Annotated in this window: 17 protein-coding genes, 1 tRNA gene and 3 pseudogenes; 9 read left to right on the top strand and 12 right to left on the bottom strand. The window is 68.9% G+C overall.

Annotated elements, in window-relative coordinates; all coding sequences use genetic code 11:
• Positions 1-120 precede the first annotated feature (120 nt).
• The gene (locus ACH4TV_RS45265) at positions 121-525 is read left to right on the top strand and encodes an amphi-Trp domain-containing protein (protein WP_398407299.1); all 405 of its coding nucleotides are present in this window, start codon (positions 121-123) and stop codon (positions 523-525) included.
• 314 nt (positions 526-839) lie between these two features.
• On the opposite strand, the gene ACH4TV_RS45260 is transcribed toward ACH4TV_RS45265, so the two are convergent.
• The 5 genes and pseudogenes from ACH4TV_RS45260 to ACH4TV_RS45240 form a co-directional block, all read right to left on the bottom strand.
• A complete protein-coding gene (locus ACH4TV_RS45260; RefSeq protein WP_398407298.1) occupies positions 840-1,928 on the bottom strand; it encodes an ABC transporter ATP-binding protein in 1,089 nt (362 codons plus the stop codon).
• A gap of 2 nt (positions 1,929-1,930) precedes the next feature.
• Complete coding sequence (locus tag ACH4TV_RS45255; RefSeq protein WP_398407297.1) at positions 1,931-3,454, bottom strand: ABC transporter permease; 1,524 nt, start codon at positions 3,452-3,454, stop codon at positions 1,931-1,933.
• Between the two features lie 41 nt (positions 3,455-3,495).
• The gene (locus ACH4TV_RS45250) at positions 3,496-4,554 is read right to left on the bottom strand and encodes an iron ABC transporter substrate-binding protein (protein WP_398407296.1); all 1,059 of its coding nucleotides are present in this window, start codon (positions 4,552-4,554) and stop codon (positions 3,496-3,498) included.
• A gap of 224 nt (positions 4,555-4,778) precedes the next feature.
• Complete coding sequence (bfr, locus tag ACH4TV_RS45245) at positions 4,779-5,258, bottom strand: bacterioferritin (protein ID WP_398407330.1); 480 nt, start codon at positions 5,256-5,258, stop codon at positions 4,779-4,781.
• A 357-nt stretch (positions 5,259-5,615) separates the two neighbouring features.
• Positions 5,616-5,825, bottom strand: a pseudogene (locus ACH4TV_RS45240) (ATP-binding cassette domain-containing protein); the annotation flags it as partial.
• 178 nt (positions 5,826-6,003) lie between these two features.
• Between ACH4TV_RS45240 and ACH4TV_RS45235 the strand changes: the two are divergent.
• Positions 6,004-6,408, top strand: a complete 405-nt coding sequence (locus ACH4TV_RS45235; RefSeq protein ID WP_398407295.1) for a hypothetical protein — start codon at positions 6,004-6,006, stop codon at positions 6,406-6,408.
• 758 nt (positions 6,409-7,166) lie between these two features.
• On the opposite strand, the gene ACH4TV_RS45230 is transcribed toward ACH4TV_RS45235, so the two are convergent.
• The gene (locus ACH4TV_RS45230; protein ID WP_398407335.1) at positions 7,167-7,517 is read right to left on the bottom strand and encodes a hypothetical protein; all 351 of its coding nucleotides are present in this window, start codon (positions 7,515-7,517) and stop codon (positions 7,167-7,169) included.
• Between the two features lie 10 nt (positions 7,518-7,527).
• On the opposite strand from ACH4TV_RS45230, the gene ACH4TV_RS45225 reads away from it, so the two are divergent.
• The gene (locus ACH4TV_RS45225; protein ID WP_398407329.1) at positions 7,528-7,884 is read left to right on the top strand and encodes a CAP domain-containing protein; all 357 of its coding nucleotides are present in this window, start codon (positions 7,528-7,530) and stop codon (positions 7,882-7,884) included.
• Between the two features lie 376 nt (positions 7,885-8,260).
• Here the strand turns inward: ACH4TV_RS45225 and ACH4TV_RS45220 are convergent, their stop codons facing one another.
• The gene (locus ACH4TV_RS45220; RefSeq protein WP_398407294.1) at positions 8,261-8,458 is read right to left on the bottom strand and encodes a hypothetical protein; all 198 of its coding nucleotides are present in this window, start codon (positions 8,456-8,458) and stop codon (positions 8,261-8,263) included.
• Between the two features lie 281 nt (positions 8,459-8,739).
• Between ACH4TV_RS45220 and ACH4TV_RS45215 the strand changes: the two genes are divergently transcribed.
• From ACH4TV_RS45215 to ACH4TV_RS45205, 3 genes are all read left to right on the top strand, one after another.
• The gene (locus ACH4TV_RS45215; RefSeq protein ID WP_398407293.1) at positions 8,740-9,111 is read left to right on the top strand and encodes a DUF1330 domain-containing protein; all 372 of its coding nucleotides are present in this window, start codon (positions 8,740-8,742) and stop codon (positions 9,109-9,111) included.
• A 202-nt stretch (positions 9,112-9,313) separates the two neighbouring features.
• Positions 9,314-10,075 carry an RNA polymerase sigma factor gene (locus ACH4TV_RS45210; protein WP_398407328.1) on the top strand — a complete coding sequence of 254 codons (762 nt, stop codon included), beginning with the start codon at positions 9,314-9,316 and terminating at the stop codon, positions 10,073-10,075.
• On the top strand, positions 10,072-11,019 hold the full coding sequence (locus ACH4TV_RS45205; protein ID WP_398407292.1) for a CU044_5270 family protein: 948 nt from the start codon (positions 10,072-10,074) through the stop codon (positions 11,017-11,019). Before ACH4TV_RS45210 ends, ACH4TV_RS45205 begins: the two co-directional genes overlap by 4 nt.
• A gap of 94 nt (positions 11,020-11,113) precedes the next feature.
• On the opposite strand, the gene ACH4TV_RS45200 is transcribed toward ACH4TV_RS45205, so the two are convergent.
• Both ACH4TV_RS45200 and ACH4TV_RS45195 read right to left on the bottom strand, forming a co-directional pair.
• Positions 11,114-11,180 (bottom strand) — tRNA-Gly (locus ACH4TV_RS45200).
• Between the two features lie 223 nt (positions 11,181-11,403).
• Positions 11,404-11,710: pseudogene (locus tag ACH4TV_RS45195) on the bottom strand (hypothetical protein); the annotation flags it as partial.
• 552 nt (positions 11,711-12,262) lie between these two features.
• Here ACH4TV_RS45195 and ACH4TV_RS45190 point away from each other — a divergent pair.
• Positions 12,263-12,547 (top strand): hypothetical protein, encoded by a 285-nt coding sequence (locus ACH4TV_RS45190; RefSeq protein WP_398407290.1) that lies wholly within the window; start codon positions 12,263-12,265, stop codon positions 12,545-12,547.
• Between the two features lie 20 nt (positions 12,548-12,567).
• Here ACH4TV_RS45190 and ACH4TV_RS45185 read toward each other — a convergent pair whose 3' ends face one another.
• The 3 genes and pseudogenes from ACH4TV_RS45185 to ACH4TV_RS45175 all read right to left on the bottom strand — a co-directional run.
• Positions 12,568-13,170 (bottom strand): hypothetical protein, encoded by a 603-nt coding sequence (locus ACH4TV_RS45185; RefSeq protein ID WP_398407289.1) that lies wholly within the window; start codon positions 13,168-13,170, stop codon positions 12,568-12,570.
• A gap of 74 nt (positions 13,171-13,244) precedes the next feature.
• Positions 13,245-14,636: a PE-PGRS family protein gene (locus ACH4TV_RS45180; protein WP_398407287.1), complete on the bottom strand. Its 1,392-nt coding sequence runs from the start codon at positions 14,634-14,636 to the stop codon at positions 13,245-13,247.
• A 382-nt stretch (positions 14,637-15,018) separates the two neighbouring features.
• A pseudogene (locus ACH4TV_RS45175) lies at positions 15,019-15,170 on the bottom strand (helix-turn-helix domain-containing protein); the annotation flags it as partial.
• Between the two features lie 794 nt (positions 15,171-15,964).
• On the opposite strand from ACH4TV_RS45175, the gene ACH4TV_RS45170 reads away from it, so the two are divergent.
• Together ACH4TV_RS45170 and ACH4TV_RS45165 are read left to right on the top strand one after the other, a co-directional pair.
• Entirely contained in the window at positions 15,965-16,297 is a 333-nt protein-coding gene (locus ACH4TV_RS45170; protein WP_398407286.1) for a MerR family transcriptional regulator, read from the top strand.
• A gap of 61 nt (positions 16,298-16,358) precedes the next feature.
• Positions 16,359-17,147, top strand: a complete 789-nt coding sequence (locus ACH4TV_RS45165) for a hemolysin III family protein (protein WP_398407284.1) — start codon at positions 16,359-16,361, stop codon at positions 17,145-17,147.
• The last annotated feature ends 176 nt before the right edge of the window (positions 17,148-17,323 follow it).

Here is a 17,323-nt window from a genome sequence, read left to right as displayed (position 1 = left end):
GTTCCGGGTGATGCGGAACCGCACTCGACGGGCCCACAGTGGAGCTCACCCTGACTGGCTCGCACCGTCCTGGTCTTCCGCTGCTCGGCGAAACGGACTCCTATCCGGATCGGAGACACCATGAAGGACCTCAAGTTCGAGCAGAAGCGCTCGCTGTCACGCCGTGAGGCGGCTGACCAGCTCACAGCACTCGCAGCCGTGCTGCGGGAAGGTGGGGACGCCGAACTGGAACTCAGCCCGGGAACGCTGAGCCTGCGGATTCCCGACGACCTTCGCAGCGAGATCGAGGTCGAGATCGGTAACGGGGAGATCGAGCTGGAGATCGAGCTCAAGTGGCCCACCGCGCCGACCCGGACAGAGTCGACCCGGACAGAGCCGACCGGGACAGAGCCGTCACGGACGGCCGCAGACACGGACGAGGCCACAACGCGAAAGCGCGTCCCGACAAAGCGAGGGCGCAGCGGTACGGGTGCCAAGAGAAGCAAAAGCAAGAGCGCGAAGCGGTCCGCTACGAAAACTTCCTGAGCCGTGCGCTGTGCGGTGTCGTCGCCGCCCTGCCCTCCTGGGGGCGTGGGGCGCGGCTGCACCGCTTCGGTTTCGGAAGTGCGCGCCGCTGTCCCCATCAGCGTGGGCCGTCGTCGTGCTCGGTCGAGGCGTTCAGGGAAGCTCTTCGAGGAACGGTACGGCGCCGTGCCGGACGCCTACGGATATCGCTGACCGAGGCACCCCGCACGTCCCGCCAGGTCACCCCCGGTCGGCGACAAGCGACCAGACCTCCACATCATGCGTACTGGCTCGCAGGGCCGGCCACCGTGTCGCGGAAGACGGACGGATCCGGGCTACCCGTCCGTGCTGGACGGCTGGGCGTGGCCGTCAGGTCGTCCGCCGGGCGGGAAGGCGCGGGCGGTGCCGCGGACACGCACGGCGACCTCGTCCCCGACGGCGGGCGGCAGGGCGGCCGGGTCGAAGACCCGCGCGGCCACCATCGTGCCGTCGCTCAGGCGCAGGGCGAGCACCGCGTCGTGGCCGTAGAAGTCGCGCCGCACCACGGTCGCGGCGACCGCGTCCGGGGCCCCCGGTGGGGCGAGCGTGATCTGTTCGGGCCGTAGCAGCACGCGCGTCGGGCCGGTCGGCGCACCGCCTTCGAACGGTGTGAGTCCTACGGTGCCCAGCGGGGTGCGAGCCCGGTCGCCGTCCATGACACCGGGCAGCCACACCGCCTCGCCGACGAACCCGGCCACCCACGGGTCGGCCGGGGATCCGTAGAGGAGTTCCGGGGGGCCGGTCTGGACGATACGGCCGTCCCGCATGACCGCGATCTCCTCGGCCATGGACAGGGCCTCCGCCTGGTCGTGGGTGACGAGAACCGCCGTGGCGCCGTCGGTGTGCAGGGCCTGCCAGACGTCCCGTCGCACTTCGGCGCGCAGCGCGGCGTCGAGAGCGTTGAACGGCTCGTCGAGCAGCACGACCGGCGGGCGCGGCGCGAGTGCCCGGGCGACCGCGACGCGCTGCTGCTGCCCGCCGGAGAGGTGGTGCGGCATCCGGTCCTCGAAGCCTGCCAGCCCCACCAGGTCCAGCACGGCAGCTGCCCGGCCGGCCCGCCGGGCCGCCCGGCCGAGCCCGTAGGCGACGTTGCCGAGGACGGACAGGTGCGGGAAGAGCGCGCCCTCCTGGGGAACCACCGCGATCCGCCGCCGCTCCGGCGGCACCGATGCGTCGGGGGTGGCGACACGCCGGCCGTCGATCCGGATCTCTCCGGCGTCCGGTGTCTCGAAGCCCGCGATGCAGCGCAGCAGCGTCGTCTTGCCCGAACCGGAGGGGCCGAGGACGGCGACGAGCGCTCCGGAGCGGACGCGGAGGTCCACGCCGGACAGCGCCCGGACGCGGCCGTAGGCCTTGTGGACGCCGACAATGCGCAGTTCCGCCATGGTCAGCCGCCTGTCCGGGTGAGGATGCCGGTGCGTGCCGACAGCCACCACGTGGGCACGGAGGCGATGAGCACCAGCAGCGCCGCATAGGGTGCGGCGGCCGCGTACGCGGCGACCGAGGTGTGCTTCCACAGACCGGTGGCGAGGGTGTCCATTCCGGTGGGGCGCAGCAGCAGCGTGGCGGGCAGTTCCTTCATACAGGTGAGGAAGACCAGTGCGGCGCCGGCGCCGATGCCGGGTGCGGCCAGTGGCAGGGTCACCGTGCGCAGTACGTACGTACGGCGCCGTCCGAGCGAGCGGGCCACCTCCTCCAGGCCGGGCGGGGCCTGTGCCGCGGCCGCGCTGACGGCCGCGACCGCCAGGGGCAGGAACAGGGCCGCGTACGCCAGCGCGAGCAGCCACACGCTCTGGTAGAGGGGGTAGGCCACGTTGATGCCGAAGAACACCAGCGACAGCCCGATGACCAGGCCGGGAAGGGCGTGCGAGAGATAGGCCAGGCGGTCCAGGGCGACGGCGAGCAGTCCGGGTGCGCGGGCGGACAGCAGCCCCACCGGCAGCGCCAGCACCATGGTCAGCCCGGTCCCGAGCAGAGCGACCTGCAGTGAGTTGCCGGCCGCGTCGGCGAGCTCGCCGAGCGACCCGGGCCGTGAGACGCCCTCGCCGAACCACCGGACCAGGCTCGCGGCCGGCACGCCGAGAGCCGCCCCGATCACACCGGCGAGCCCGAGTGCGGCCGGCCCGCGCAGCCGGCCCAGGCGTAGTCGCTTCGGCGACCGGGCTGCCCCGCCGCCGAGGCGGGCGTAGCGGGCCGCACGTCGTCGGCTGAGCTGCTCGGCGAGAAGCATCAGTGCGGTGAGGGCGACGAGGGCCGTGGCGAGCACGAGCGCCCCGGTACGGTCGAAGCCGAGGTTGATCGAGGTGAAGACGGCCCGGGTGAGGACGTCCACCCGCAGGATCGAGACGGCGCCGAAGTCGGAGAGCACGTAGAGCGCGACCAGCAGTGCGCCCGCCGCCACCGCCGGCCGTACCTGGCGCAGCGTCACGCCGACGGTCGTACGCCACGGGCCGCGGCCCAGCGACCGGGCCACCTCCTCCTGCGCCGGATCCACGCCGACCAGCGCGGCCGCGACCGGCAGGTAGACGTACGGGTACGAGACCAGCGTGAGTACGAGGGCCGCGGCCCAGAAGCCCTCGAAGCCCTCCGTCGTGGACACCCAGGCGAAGGCGGCGACGTAGCTGGGAACCGCGAGGGGAAGCGCGGCGAGCACCCCGAACAGCCGCCGGGCCGGCAGGTCGGTGCGGGTGACCAGGAACGCCGCGACCACGCCCAGGACCGTGCAGGCCGCGGTGACGACCGCCGCGAGCGCCACGCTCCGGACGATCAGTGTCCCGGTGCGCTCGGTGAACAGTTCGTCGGCGATCCGGTCCCAGCCGGCCTCGCCGACCCGTATCCCCAGATAGGCCAGCGGAACGAGGGCGACACCGATGGCGAGCATCGCCGCGCAGGCCAGTACCGGGCGCGGCATCAGCCGCCGTGCCCGGCGCAGGACGAGGAGCGGCGTGATGGTCAGACGAGCCCCGATTCCTTGATCATTTCGACGGTGGCCGCCAGGTCGTCCAGGTCGTTGAGGTCGATGTCCGGTGCGTTCAGCGAGGAGAGCCGGGGCAGGCCGGGGGCGGTGGCGACGTCGTCGATCAGCGGATACTCGTAGGTCTGCTCGGCGAAGTAGGTCTGGGCCTGGGTGCCCAGCAGATGGTCGACGAACTCGCGGACGTCGGGATCGTCGTCGGCCTTGTCCAGCACGCCCACACCGGAGACGTTGACCAGGCTGCCGATGTCCTTGCCTGGGAAGAAGTGGTTCTTCGCCTTCAGGGCGTCGACGGTGGCGCCTTCCTCCTTGGCCAGCTCGTACACGTAGTAGTGGTTGACCAGCCCGGAAGCGAGCTTGCCGGAGTTGACGTCGGCGACGATCGGCGCGTTCCCCTCGCGGATCTGCGCGTCATTGGCCTTCAGCCCCGCGAGGAAGTCCTCGGTCTTCTTGTCGCCGTGCTCCACCCGCATCGCGGTGACGAACGCCTGGAACGAGCCGTTGGTCGGTGCGATGCCGACCTTGCCCTTCCATTCGCGCTCGGTCAGTTCGAACACCGACTCGGGCAGTTCGGCCTGGGTGACCTCGTCGGTGTTGTAGACCATCGTGCGCACGCGGCCGGTCACACCGACCCACTCGCCGTCGTCGTCCCGGTACTCGGCCGGCACCTTGTCCAGTACCTCGTCGGGCAGCTCGGCGAAGAGACCCTTCTCGGCCACGGCCCCCAGGGCCCCGGCGTCCTGGGCGAGGAAGACGTCCGCCGGGCTCCGGCTGCCCTCTTCCTGCAGCTGGGCGGCCATCTGCGCGGTATCGCCGTAGCGCACCTCGACGGTGATGCCGCTGGCCTTCTCGAAGCCCTCCAGCACCGGCTTGACGAGCGACTCGCTCCGACCGCTGTACACGGTGATCTTCTCGTCCGGGCCCGCCGCTCGGGCCTCGGCCTGCGCGGCCTGTTCCGATCCGCAGGCCGTGGCTCCCAGGGCCAGCAGACCGCCGAGGGCCGATGCGAGCAGGGGCCTCATCCTGGAGATACTCACGATGCGGCTCCTCCGCTTCCGGTCATGCCGGGGCCATGGTTAGGTCAGGCTAAGCTTCCTTAAGTCAGCCTAACCTTGTAGATAACGCATATGCCCACTTTTGTTCGGCATTGGGGCCTGCGCCCGTGAGCAGAGGCCATCGGCGACAGGTCGCACACGTGGATCAACTGCACGACGGGCCGGGCGGGCCGGGCAGGCCGGACCCGGCAGCGGGCAGGCAGCGGTCAGCTCGCGGGCTGCTCGACGACCTGGGCGATGTAGAGCGGCTCGCCCAGCTTCTCGATCAACTCGAGCTGTGTGTCGAGGTAGTCGATGTGGTGCTCCTCGTCGGCGAGGATCGACTCGAAGATGTTCGCCGAGGTGATGTCGCCCTTGGCGCGCATGACCTCGATACCGCGCCGGAGGCGATCGACCGCCTCGGCCTCGACCTCGCGGTCCGCCCGGAACATCTCGGTGACGGTCTGCCCCACCCGCACATGGAAGAGCCGCTGGTAGTTGGGCAGGCCGTCGAGGAACAGGATCCGGTCGGTGAGAGTCTCCGCATGGTTCATCTCATCGAACGACTCGTGTCGCGTGTACTGCGCGAGCTTCGGCCAGCCGTTGCTCTCCTGCATCTTGGCGTGCAGGAAATACTGGTTGATCGCCGTCAGCTCCGCGGTCAGTTGCTCATTGAGGAACTCAAGAACCTCGGGGTCGCTCTGCATGGCAAGCCGTCCTTCCCGAGAGAGACCGACCTGACGCCAGGCGCCCATGGAGCAGGACGCTGTCGATGGCGCCCGTTTCTTCGACGATAACGTGCTTCCGGTTGTGGTGATCAGGGACCGCCGCACCGACGGCGCCGTGACCGGGACACCGGGCACGCCTACCGCGTCACGTCGAAGTGCCGGCCCCCGGGCGGACACGCGGCCGTCGGCCGGCACGAGGACGTCGTCGGCCGGCCGCCGGGCGACGGCGGGACTGTGGGTGATCAGCACGATGCCTAGGTTCCGCTCGGCGCGCAGTTCGGCGAGAAGGTCGAGAATCGCCGCCTGGTTCACGGTGTCCAGGGCGGCGGTGACCTCGTCGCAGATCAGGAACCGGGGGTCGGCCGCGAGGGCACGGGCCAGGGTGACCCGCCGGCGCTCGCCGCCGGACAGCTCGCCGGGCAGCCGGTCCGCGTGGCCCGCGGGCAGTCGGACCGCTTCGAGCAGCCGGCCGGTCTCGGTGGCCAGGTCGGCGGCAGTCCGCAGGCCGCGGAGCAGGCGCAGCGGTCGGGCCGGCGCCGTGCGCACGTCCTGCCGCGGGTGCAGTGCTCCGGCCGAGTGGTACGACGTATCGTGCTGCCGGTATCGCGGTCAGGCAGGGTGCACGAGATGTCGAGGGGCCATGAGGGCAGGAGATCGCGAGTCGACGTCTCCAACGAGGCGTACGAAGACGGGGCTCCGCCGAGCGGCAGTACATCTCGCCGCCATGCATCTGAGCGGAGCACTGCTGCTCCTCACCTTCCTTGTGCCGCCGGTCTGGGTTCTGGACGCCTACGGGGCGGCTCCGGCCAGTGATCCTTCGGCGGACACGCCGCTTTTCGTGATCCTCCTGGCGGTCGTGTTCGGCTGCGTGAGCTTCCACGTGGCGGTGCAGATCCCCGCGGGACTGCTGGGTACTTGGCTGGGTCGGAACCGTACGGCCGGCGTCGGTTACGTGCTCGTCCTGGCGGTGGCGGGTGTGCTTACGGCCGGTCTTCTGTGGGGAGCCCTGGGTGCGGGCCGCGCCGCCCAGATCCTTCCCTTGTGGGCCGACTTCATGGCGCGCGGCTCGTTGGCCATGGCCGCGTATGTCTGGCTGAGCCGCCGGCTCCGGACTTGGCCCTCCCTGTAAGGGCCCTCGCCGTGCCGCGCGGCGGAGTTGCAGTCCGCAGAAACCCTCCTTCAGTTGCCGCCCGGTGCCGTCAGGTTGCCGTCGTGAGGCGGTAAATATGCACTCACAGGAGCGGCACAATTTGGCACACCTCGAATTGAAGTGATGTGCATCACGCCGGATTTATTCCTGATGGTGGCGATTGGCTGATCGGCGAAGGCGGCAACTGTGTTCTTTTGAAACCCAATCGGGCGCTTGTCGTCACAGGTGGGGTAATTCAACTGAACCTTCAGGCTGCGATCGCGACTGTGGGAAAGCCTCTTCGGCCTGGTCACAAGTGTGTACGGGCGTCCAGGAGCGGGCGAGGGCGACGGAATCCGCAGGCTCTCGCGCCCCGGCGGACTCGGGCGTCAACGCCCCACGACGGCAAGGGCGTTCATTGCCCGGTGTGCTTGCCGATCCCCATAATGACCGGGCTTGCCAGGCTCAGGGCCGCCCCGGTGCCACTGGTGGCCAGGCATGGGGCGAAGCCGGCGAGCGGGTTGCGGTACTCGGCGCGGCGGATCGGAGTGTGTGAATTCGCCGGGAGTACCCGCTCTCACGAGAGGGAACCGTTTTGCCGCCGAGCAGCCGCCGAGCCGCCGAACAACAGACCACTGAATGAGGCCAGGTATGACCAAGCACCGCCAGAAGTCGAAACGCCGGAAGATAGCCGGTGCCGCAGCCATCGTGGTGGCCGTGGGTGCCGTGGTTGTTCCTTCGGCCGCCCAGGCGAGCGGTTACGGGCCGGGCGGTTGGAGCATCGTCTCGTTCTCCTGGTGGGGCTGGGGCAAGTCGGATCCGGTGGCCGTCCCGAAGCCCTCACGACCGCCTGTCGCCTCCGCGTCCCCTTCCGCGTCGGTCTCCGCCTCGGGTACCCCGGCCGCCGCTCCGTCCGGCACCCCGAGCGCCTCTCCCACCAGTGCCTCCCCCGCCGTCGCCACCCCGAGCGCGTCGCCTTCGGCGTCCGGCGGCCCGACCGCTACACCCACCGCGGGCACGCCCGAGCCCACGCCGCCCGCAAGCACTCCGAAGGCCACGAGCACCGGCAGTACGCCCAGCACTTCCGCCAGTGCGGATTCCGGTCCCACGGATCGTGTACTGGTTCTGGTCAACGCCGAACGCGACAAGGCGGGTTGCGCGCCGTTGACCGAGAATTCCACACTCACCAAAGCCGCTCAGGACCACAGCCAGGACATGGCCGATCACCAGAACATGTCGCACACCGGTTCCGACGGCTCATCGATGAGCGACCGGCTCTCCCGGGTCGGCTACCCGTTCAGGTCGGCGGGCGAGAACGTCGCCGCCGGGTACAACTCTCCGGAGAGCGTCATGGACGGCTGGATGAACAGCGCCGGTCACAAGGCGAACATCCTCAACTGCGGCTTCAAGGAGATCGGCATCGGCCTGGCACAGCCGGGCTTCTACTGGACCCAGGACTTCGGCTCGACCGCGTAGCCGGACTCAGCCCCCGCACCTCCTGCCTGGCCGGGAGGTGCTGTACATCAGCCCCGCTGCTTCGGACATCCCGCGCCACGCGCCTCGCGCCATGAGATGGGGGCGCATGCGTCCGCACGGGGGTGCGAACTCGGTGTCCACGCACCACAGTTGTGCGCCCCTGCTTCCAGAGCCGCGATCAGGGGAGTCGGGCGACGGCGAGACGGGGGAGTCCCCTCAGCCCGCGAAGGTGTACCTGGTGTACCTGGCGGACCTGGAGCGAGTGAGCGACCGCGGTTACGTCGACACCTCACCCGTGACCGTGCGCGGTACCAACTGCCCCAAGAGCGTCCGCATCGGCTGAGACACCTCCAGCAGCGACAGGCGGTGTACAACGTCACGAGCCGTTCACCGAACAGCTCGTCTCCGGCAGCATCTTCACGCCGGGAACGTTCGTCGGCAGGCACACCAGGTGGACCGTCGCCCTGCACGAGTCCGGCCCCGGAGCGGAGGGCGCGGCAGCCCCGGTCGCCCTGGCCGCTGCCGCGCTCTCGCCCCGCCACGTCTTCTTCACCGGCATCGCTGGCGGCCTCAAGGACGTCACCCCACGGCGGCGGCGTCGGCCGGCACTTCTCTGAACCAGCAGCCAGGGCAGGGCTGGCAGCACGGCCGGGCGCCGCCGGGGTGTCGACCACACCCCCCACGAACAGCCAGTCCGCGCGGACATCGGGGCACACCGAACGGCGCCCCTCCGCTCGACTTGCGGACGCAAACCGATCGGTTTACTATGGCGGAAACCGATCGGTTTTTCGTCGCGAAGGCGGGCAATTCCCGAACTTCCAGCGCTGCCTCCTGAGGCCGGAGAGGGTATTGGCAATGAGTGCGAATTCGCAGAAGAAGAAGTTTTATGCCCTGAATATGTTTGACGTGGTCGACGTGGAGAAGTACCTCGCGTATTTCAGTCGCCTGCCCGAAGTGGCCCCGCAATATGGTGGCCGAATGGTGGCGTTTGGTCGTTTCCGGGACAACGTAGCCGGTGACCTCGCGCCACGACAGGTTCTGTTTGTCGTGGAATGGGAGTCCGAAGAGGCGTTCAACAGCTTCCGGGACGATCCGGACTTGGCCGACTTGCATCAGCTGCGGGAGAACGGGACGGCGTCCTATACCTGGCAGACGTTCGATGGTCTCGATATGAGTGACCCCGCCGACGTTTCGCTCGACGATGTACTGGCGGTGCTCAAGCCCTAAAACCCGCACCGCTACGGAGTCGGAGCCGGAGCCGGATGAGCCGGCCGACGAGTCGTCGGCCGGCGAAGGACGCCTCCGGTAAGCGCGGACTCCATTGGAGGCTCGGCGGTCCTTGCGTTCGCGCGCGAGGCGAGTCGGAGGATCCGCTCGTGATGTGATCGTCGCCACAGAGACGACGAGTGCCGAGCGGACAGGGTTGGTTGTGGAACTTTCCCTGCGTGACCGGATACGCGCCGGCGATCCGGAAGCCTTCGCCGAGCTGTTCGGCGCGCATGCCCGGGCCGTCTACGGTCATGCCGCCCGCCTGTCGGCAGACCGGGGCACTGCGGAGGACGTGGTGTCCCTGACCTTCCTGGAGGCGTGGCGGCTGCGGGAGAAGCTGAGACCCGAAGCCGCCGCGGCCCTGGACGAAGGCGCCGACGTTCCCGGCGGCGATGGACTGCGCCCCTGGTTGTACGGCATCGCCACCAACGTTCTGCGCAACACGCGCCGCGCCGCGCGCCGGCACAGCGCCGCGCTCGCCCGGCTCCCCGACCGTCCGGCGGACCGTGACACCCTGCCCGACTTCGCCGACGACGTCGTCGGGCGCATGGAAAGAGCCGAGCGGCTCGCAGCCGCGCATACCGCGCTCGGCCGGCTGCGCAGAGCCGAGCGTGAGGTGTTCGCACTGTGCGTCTGGTCGGGGCTGAGCTACGCGGCCGCAGGCGAGGCCCTCGGCGTGCCGACGAGCACCGTACGCTCGCGGCTCGCCCGGGCAAGGCAGCGTCTACGGACGTTGTCGGAGGCGGAGTTGGCCCGGCGCCCGTCCGTCGGGCAGCCGGTCAAGTATCCGGGGGAGCCAGGTGCCGCCGCGATACCCGATGTTCCACCTCAGGAGGAAAAGGCGGGACTCGGCCCGCGCACCGGACAGGTACCGGGTGGCCGTACCGAAACGGCCCGGTCGACTCAGGAGAAGCACCGATGAACCCCGAAGAGCGCGAGGAACTGGCCAGGCTGCTGCCGAGCCCGGGTGAGCCGGTCCTGACGAGCGACCGCCACGACCTGCTGAAGGACCTTCTGATGAGAGAGCTCACCGACGAGCAAGCCCTGGAACCGCTGGACATCGCGACGGCACCCGGCCGGCGAGCGCGCGCCCCCCGCCGCCGGTTCGCTGTCATCGCCGTGCCCCTCGCCATGGCGGCGGCGATCGTCGGCGCGGTCCTTGCCGGCTCCGTCGGGTCCAGGACCGCCACGACCGATACGGACGCGGTCGACCTCCTCAATCGCATCGCTGAGGTCGCCGCCGCGAAGAGGTCCGTGCCCGTCAGGGACGACCAGTACGTCTATGTCCGCACTCAGGGCTCCATCAAGTTCTCGGAAAAGGACATCCGGATCCTGCGCGAAGAGAGGTGGGCCCCCGTCGACGGCAAGCGCGCGGGACTGCTCCGCACCACGGTGCTGGTGGGTCCGCCGTTCCGGCACCGGGACCCGCTCTCCGCGTACTCGAAGGGCACTCACGACACGACGCTGAGCCGCGACCCGAACGTCACCACGTTCCGTGAGCTTCAGGCGCTGCCCACCGACCCCGATTCGCTGCTGGAGAAGATCTACGCCGGCACGAAGGGGGAGGGACAGACCAGGGAGAGCGCGGCGCTGGAGAAGATCGGCGACATGCTGCCCGACGCCACCCTCCTGCCCGAACTGGACGCCGCGCTCTACCGCGCGGCCGCGAAGATCCCGGGCGTCTCGGTCGTCACCGACGCCAAGGACTACACCGGCCGCTCCGGCATCGGCCTGAGTTTCAAGGAGCGCGACGGCCGCACGGTCTGGGTCTTCGACAAGAAGTCCCTCGACTTCCTGGGCTCGGCGGACGAGGCGCTGCTGGATGTCGGGGTCGCGGACAAGGCAGGCGGGACGCCGGCCGCATGACTCCCTGTTCCTGGAGAGCGGTTCGTCCCGCAATTGATTTGGACTGCACAACAAACAAGCCCCAGGCCGCCGGCACTGGGGCTTCAAGAAGAGCGGATGACGAGAATCGAACTCGCACTCTCAGCTTGGGAAGCCATGGCGCTTGACTGGACCCTTTAGCTCTGACCTGCGGAGATGCCCTCCGTGGAAGTGGCCGTTCCGGTCGGATTGCACCCCTGTCGACCGTAGTTGACCGCCTTTACGGGCACGCTGTGGGCGCGGCTTCGAAGAGCGGCGCGTAGCGGGCGTGCGCGAATGGGCTCTGCGCGTGGCTCGGCTGGTTCAGATGGCCGGCTCGGGGAGTCTTCGCGAGTCCACAGTGCGTCTGGCGAAGTGCACCCCCTGTCACGCTTCCTGGAACAGGGTGCGCTCGGCCCTGGCGCCCTTGCCGGCTTCTGGGCCGTACCACTGGAGCGCCTGGCCGGTGATGGCGGCGATGCACTCGAAGTCCCAGCTCGCGGTGGAGGAGAGTCCGTCCATGCAGCCCGGCCGTGGTCGCCACCACGAGATCGACGGCCCCGGCGCTGAGGTGCTGCCCGCGCTGGGTGAGGATCTCCTGGCCGCCCAGGCGCGGGTCGTCGGCCGGTACTCATCCAAGAAGCAGAGGCATGTCCTCGATGCCTTGCGCGCGGTCGGCGGTGGAGCGTCCGCTCCCTGCCGTCCGGGCGTGTCACTGCGTACATGGCCGTACCCGCCCCAGGTGGCCACGATCCCTCCTTGGGTTGGCCTCATGCCGAAGGGGAGACCCGGAGCCCGAAGCTCTTTCCATCGCTCGGCGAGTTGCCGGAACTCGGTCTGGTCGGCCAGGAGGGGCAGGACAACTCTCAACTCGGTTGCGTGAGTTGGTGGAGGCGCTGGACGCCCCCGTGCTCGTCATCAGCGTCGAAATCACCGGCGAGCCCGGCCCGCGCACCACGACATCATCGTCGGTCAGATCACGGTGATGGCCAACGAAGGCTGGCTGGGCGAGGAGGAGTCGGAGTACATTCCGGTCGAACCGGGCACTCTCGTCTTCGAGCTCGCCCGCATGGTCCATCTGCGGCGTCGCGATGCCGACGAGTAGTCGGCGACGCCCCGCGTCGAAATCGACCATGAAGGCGCTGGAGGCCTCCTTCACGATTTCTGGCTGCCCCCTCCGGAGAACGTGAGGAGGGCCAGGCCGCGATGCATAAAGCGCTCACCGACGCTGGCATCTCCGAGGGGGATGGCGGCCACTCTGACGGAGCTGATCCTCGCCCTGAACTCGCACTGGCGTATCACCGTCGCCTGGGACGGACAGCACGACGGCGAGCATGCGCCGATGCTTCGCAGCCTGGCGGTCTGGGACTGCGGCCCCCGGGGGTACTGGATCCGTGAGCAGCCGGAGGAGCCGATTCTCCCCGGTCAGGTCACCCCGGAAAGCCCCCTCACCTGGTTTGCTCGGGCCGGAGAGATGTGGCGGAAGCTGACCGACCTGCTGCCGGAGAAGGTGGAGCTGAGCCCGCGCTGAACGGGGTTTGGCGGAGTCCGCTATTCCGATTTATCCGAGAAATGTTGCATCAGGGCGAACGGGGACGACAGCGCGGCACCGCCCAGGGTGAGGACATCGGTGTCCACCTCCTCCAGCACGATGGCGATCGCCAGGTCCACGGCGTCGACTGGGCCGGTGGCCGAGCCCGCGCTGATGGTCCCGGCCGGCGGGATGTACTGACCGGGCTCCATCGTGACCCGGACGCCCTCTCTCTCGAGGACCCTCACCCTGCCCAGATCCTCCACGGAGTAGACGTACTCCCGGCCCTCGTACGCGACGCGCAGCGCCCGGTCTTTCTTTCGCAGGGCCCGGGCGTTGAACCGCAGCTCAGCGGGCCGGCCGTCGATGGTGAGCTCGGCCTTGAACAGCGAAGGCCGCCCTGATCTGCGCTTCCCGCGGAAGCTTGCCTCCGGGAAGGCGGGACCGCTCAGCCGAACGGTGTCCATTCCCTTTTCCAGCGGCCGGTAGATCGGGCAGCGCTCCACGGTGACGGACCCGAAGTCCCCCACATCCCCTCTGAGCCCGGCCTTGGGCAGCTCTTTCTTGATGCTGATGCTGTACGGCGTCAGCTCGAACTTCAGGGACTCACTACTCGTATCCACGGCGACACCTGCTCATTTCGTGCGGACGTTTTTTCTGGAGCTTTGAATCTGCTGCACCGCGGCCCCCGTTGTCGCTAGTCGAACGGGTTGAGCGCGCTGCCCAGGCTCTTGGCGCCGTCGGCGATGTCGTTCCCGATGTCGCTCGCCTTGTCGCCGACCCAGTCGGCCGCCTTGTCGGCGCCTTCCGTGATGTCGTCCCAGTGCTCGACGACCTTCAGGCCCCCGTAGACGATGCCGGTCCCTACGGCGAGACCGATCGTGACCGGATTGGGTGCGACCATCGCCGCGGTCAAGGAGGCGTTGAACCCGACCTCCGCATAGTTGGCCAGGTAGCCGGCCTTGCTCTTCTCCCACTCCTTCGCGTGGTCCATGGTGGCGATGTTGGCTACGGAGAATGCCGTCGCGCCTGCCGACCCGACGACGCCGGCCCCGCGCCACAGCCCCGCGGTCTTCGCCGCCGCGCCGAACCCCCCGGCCTTCCCGACCGTCCAGAGGCTGGCCTGTCCCGCGCGGGTGACTGCCTGCCCGGAGTGTGTCAGCCCGCCGTACAGTCGGGCCATGTCGTCCGATCCGGCGAAGAAGTTGATGGCTTGATTGGGAGTGAAGCCCAGCATTTTGGCATTCATGAAGCCGCGTCGGCGTAGCGCGTCCCACCCGTTACCCCATCGGTCGCCCAGGAAACCGGAACTCAAGGGCACATTGGCAACCCTTTGATACGTCTGGCTCCGGGAGGCCATGTTGCCAAGCTGGCCGGGAAGCCAGCTACCGGGGGCGGTCAACGAGCGTATAGGCGGGTTGTAGTTGCCGAGCTTCGTGCCCGCCCAACGCAGGATGGGGTTGCTGCCGGGCGCGGTCCACCGTGTCGCGAGGGCAGCCTTCATCGGCCCGAGTCTGCCGGTCTTCACCGCATTGCCCAGCAACACCTTGGTTCCCGATAAGCCGCTCGCTGCCACAACCTGGGATGCGGCCGCGACGTTGAACACGTCGGCGCCGAACTTGATCATTCCGGTAAGGGACTCTTCGTGCGGCTCCAGACCAGGGATCTTCGAGAGCGCATGCGCCTCGAGCCGTGCGACCCAGTCGCCGAGCTTTTCCCCCGGCTGTCGCGCCAGATCCTTCGCGTTCGGATCCTCACTTGCTGCCACCGAATTGGCCAGCAGCAGTGTCTCCGGCTTGATCCCCTCTCCCTTGTACTTCTCCAGGTCGTTCATCGTGAACCCCGCCCACAGCAGCCCGGCCATCGGGTCGCCGTTCTCCAGGCGCAGGATGGTGGCGCGTTTACGCAGATCCTGGGCCTCACTGCGAGTCCAGGACCTCATCGGCTTCAGCGGCGACAGATGCCCGCTCACCCCTAGCTGGGCGGCTCGGGTGAAGGCCTCGTCAAGGCGGTCCTCCATGCCGCCGCGCCCGTCCAGGAGTTTCGCCAAATGCTCCAGATCCTCGGGATTTGCCCCCCGAAACGACATTCCAGTCCCCGTCCCTCAATAGCCGGCTTGGCCTTTGCTGCTAGCGGCTCAGAATATGCTGTCAGGGTGCACAGAGGCTGTCCTGGGAGCATTGAGCCGGGTAGGTCACCCTCCATGACCGGCGTCATGCCACCATCCCAAACGGGTGCGAACAGTCCCCGGAAAAGGCGTAATCCCGCACGATTGCGATGATCGCCGAAATCTCGTCAACCAAACCTCAGCTGATCAGGAACGGTTCCTCTTGGGTTCCCGGGGGTTCGGGATCTACGGTTCCCGGGTTCAGACCTGGTGCGTACCCACACGTTGGGTTCGACGTACCCGGCGTAACTGTGCACGGTCGAGCAGCGCACGGGCATCAGCGTGCCCGGCACCCGCACCGGACGGCGATTTTACGGATCGACCAGCGGCTGAAGGGCTGGCCGAGCTTGACCGGGCGGGTGGAGGCCGTCTTCACGGCGAAGTCCTCGTCGTCATCGCCGAGTGGGCGGGACGGCCTCCCGCCCACTCAGGGTCCAGGCAGGCCAGGCCGATCTCCTCCATCGCCGTTCGAGGCGGATTATCTCACCGTCGGACGCGCGAAAATCTGTGGTGGCCGAAGTAGACAATGGATGGTCTCGTGGGTATGGTTTCTCTCGTAGCCCAGAGAGACAGCAGGGCCTGGCAGACACGAACTGCCGGGCGGCGGTACGCAGTTGCAGTTTGCAGGACGGTGCGGTGGTGGAGTTCCGAAGCCAGGGTTGTCGTAGGACGGCGACGGGGCTGACGACCGGACCGGGTGGCCCGCAGTGATCAGGGGCCGCCGCGAGTAGGGCCGCGGTCGACGCGGTGGCAGTACCCGTAGGTGCAGTGCGCAGTACCCAGCAGTGAAATCAGTGGGCAGTACCTCGGTGAAGGCGTCGGCTGCGGGCGCGCGCACCGGGAGGTTCGGCAGTGGGGTTCCAAGCCAGAGTGGACGCAGGACGGGCGACGGGGCTGGCTGCCGAAGAGTGGCGCTCCGCGCGGCCACCAGCAGTTCGCGGTATCAGCAGTGCCAGCAGTACGCAGTACCCGTTTGGCAAGTGATTGGTCCAGAGGGAAGAACGGAGGAGCCGAGCGCCATCAGGATCGCCCGGGCGGACGTGTTGAGCCCGGGTACCGCAGGACATCGATAGTGAGGTGGTCTCCGGTCGAGCAACCGCGATCCCCGCGTCCCCGACAGCGTCTCGGTCGGGTCGGCGGACACAGAAGGCCGGCGCAGCACTGGGGCCGGCAGATGGTGTAGCAGTTCCTTCGGGGCCCTGGTGCCGTACGGCACCAGGGCCCCTCCACGCGTTCCGCAGAGAGGTGAGATGACAGCAGACGACTCCTTCGGCCGTCTCGACGACGACGATTACCCCGCCTTCACCATGGGTCGAGCTGCCGAAATGCTCGGCACCGCCCCCAACTTCCTCCGCGCCCTCGGCGAAGCCCGCCTCGTCACTCCGCTCCGCTCCGAGGGAGGACATCGCCGCTACTCCCGCTACCAGCTGCGGATCGCCGCCCGCGCCCGGGAACTCGTCGACCACGGGACCCCCATCGAGGCCGCCTGCCGCATCGTGATCCTCGAAGACCAGCTCGAAGACGCCCAGCGCATCAACGCCGAGTACCGCCGCGCCGCCTCCCGGCACACGGCCGATATCTGACCCGCAGCCCGCAGCGACGGGGCCAGGCCGCGCTGATCCGCCGATCTCAGAATACGAGCGCATGACCGCCGAAGATTCTCCGCCGCCGGCACACGGGCGCGATCCCCAGCCCCGCCCCGGCACCACTCCCGACGTCCTGCGGCCCGCGGTCGATGCGCCTGTCGGCCCAACCGGCCGGCCGGCTGCCGCCGGCCTGGAAGGCGGGGCGGAGCGCGCGGCGGCTGCGCTGAAGCCGAGGATGCGCGGCTGGCTGCACGCCGGCGTGTTCCCCCTGTCTCTGGTCGGCGGGATCGTCCTGGTCGCCGTCTCGCGTTCGGCGGCGGCAGTGGCGGCCTGCTCGGTGTACGCGCTGTCGGCCTGTCTGCTGTTCGGTACCAGTGGGGTCTACCACCGTGGAACGTGGGGTCCACGCGGGGAGGCGGTCCTGCGGCGGCTGGACCACGCGAACATCTTCCTGATCATCGCCGGCACCTACACCCCACTGGCGGTACTGCTGCTGCCCGCGAATCAGCAGCGGGTGCTGCTGGCCGTGGTGTGGGCGGGTGCCCTGGCCGGCATCGCCTTCCGCATCCTGTGGATCGGGGCTCCCCGGTGGCTGTACACCCCGTGCTACATCGCGCTGGGCTGGGTCGCCGTCTTCAACCTGCCCGACTTCGCACGCACCGGCGGCACCGCGGTCGTCGTACTCGTCATCGCCGGCGGTCTGCTCTACACCGCGGGCGCCGTCGTCTACGGACTCAAGCGCCCCGACCCCTCACCGGCCTGGTTCGGCTTCCACGAGGTCTTCCACGCCCTGACCATCGCCGCCTTCACCGCGCACTACACGGCCATCCTCCTTGCAGCCACATGACCGTGTTCGGAGGCAGCCCCAAGCGCATGACTCGGGGGTCAACCGCACATGGTCAGCCAGACTGGTGGGGCGAGGGGGATCTGGTGGAGTCCTGAGCGTCATCGAGCAGTGAGGAGCCGATGTGACCGCAAGAGACCCGGACGGCAGGCGGGCCTCTCGCCCTCCCAGGGGCGGGA

The organism is Streptomyces sp. NPDC020898 (genome assembly GCF_044333925.1).
In the GTDB taxonomy this organism is placed as follows: domain Bacteria; phylum Actinomycetota; class Actinomycetes; order Streptomycetales; family Streptomycetaceae; genus Streptomyces.
Note: the sequence above shows the minus strand (reverse complement) of the source record. Positions and strands in the feature narration are given on the sequence as shown.

Bases quoted from the DNA above. Each gene is read 5' to 3' on its own strand.
- ACH4TV_RS45215 (WP_398407293.1), top strand. From the start codon at position 8,740: ATGAGTGCGAATTCGCAGAAGAAGAAGTTTTATGCCCTGAATATGTTT.
- ACH4TV_RS45205 (WP_398407292.1), top strand. From the start codon at position 10,072: ATGAACCCCGAAGAGCGCGAGGAACTGGCCAGGCTGCTGCCGAGCCCG.
- ACH4TV_RS45170 (WP_398407286.1), top strand. From the start codon at position 15,965: ATGACAGCAGACGACTCCTTCGGCCGTCTCGACGACGACGATTACCCC.
- ACH4TV_RS45165 (WP_398407284.1), top strand. From the start codon at position 16,359: ATGACCGCCGAAGATTCTCCGCCGCCGGCACACGGGCGCGATCCCCAG.
- ACH4TV_RS45190 (WP_398407290.1), top strand. From the start codon at position 12,263: ATGGCGGCCACTCTGACGGAGCTGATCCTCGCCCTGAACTCGCACTGG.
- ACH4TV_RS45255 (WP_398407297.1), bottom strand. From the start codon at position 3,454: ATGCCGCGCCCGGTACTGGCCTGCGCGGCGATGCTCGCCATCGGTGTC.
- ACH4TV_RS45265 (WP_398407299.1), top strand. From the start codon at position 121: ATGAAGGACCTCAAGTTCGAGCAGAAGCGCTCGCTGTCACGCCGTGAG.
- ACH4TV_RS45235 (WP_398407295.1), top strand. From the start codon at position 6,004: ATGCATCTGAGCGGAGCACTGCTGCTCCTCACCTTCCTTGTGCCGCCG.
- bfr (WP_398407330.1), bottom strand. From the start codon at position 5,258: ATGCAGAGCGACCCCGAGGTTCTTGAGTTCCTCAATGAGCAACTGACC.
- ACH4TV_RS45260 (WP_398407298.1), bottom strand. From the start codon at position 1,928: ATGGCGGAACTGCGCATTGTCGGCGTCCACAAGGCCTACGGCCGCGTC.
- ACH4TV_RS45180 (WP_398407287.1), bottom strand. From the start codon at position 14,636: ATGTCGTTTCGGGGGGCAAATCCCGAGGATCTGGAGCATTTGGCGAAA.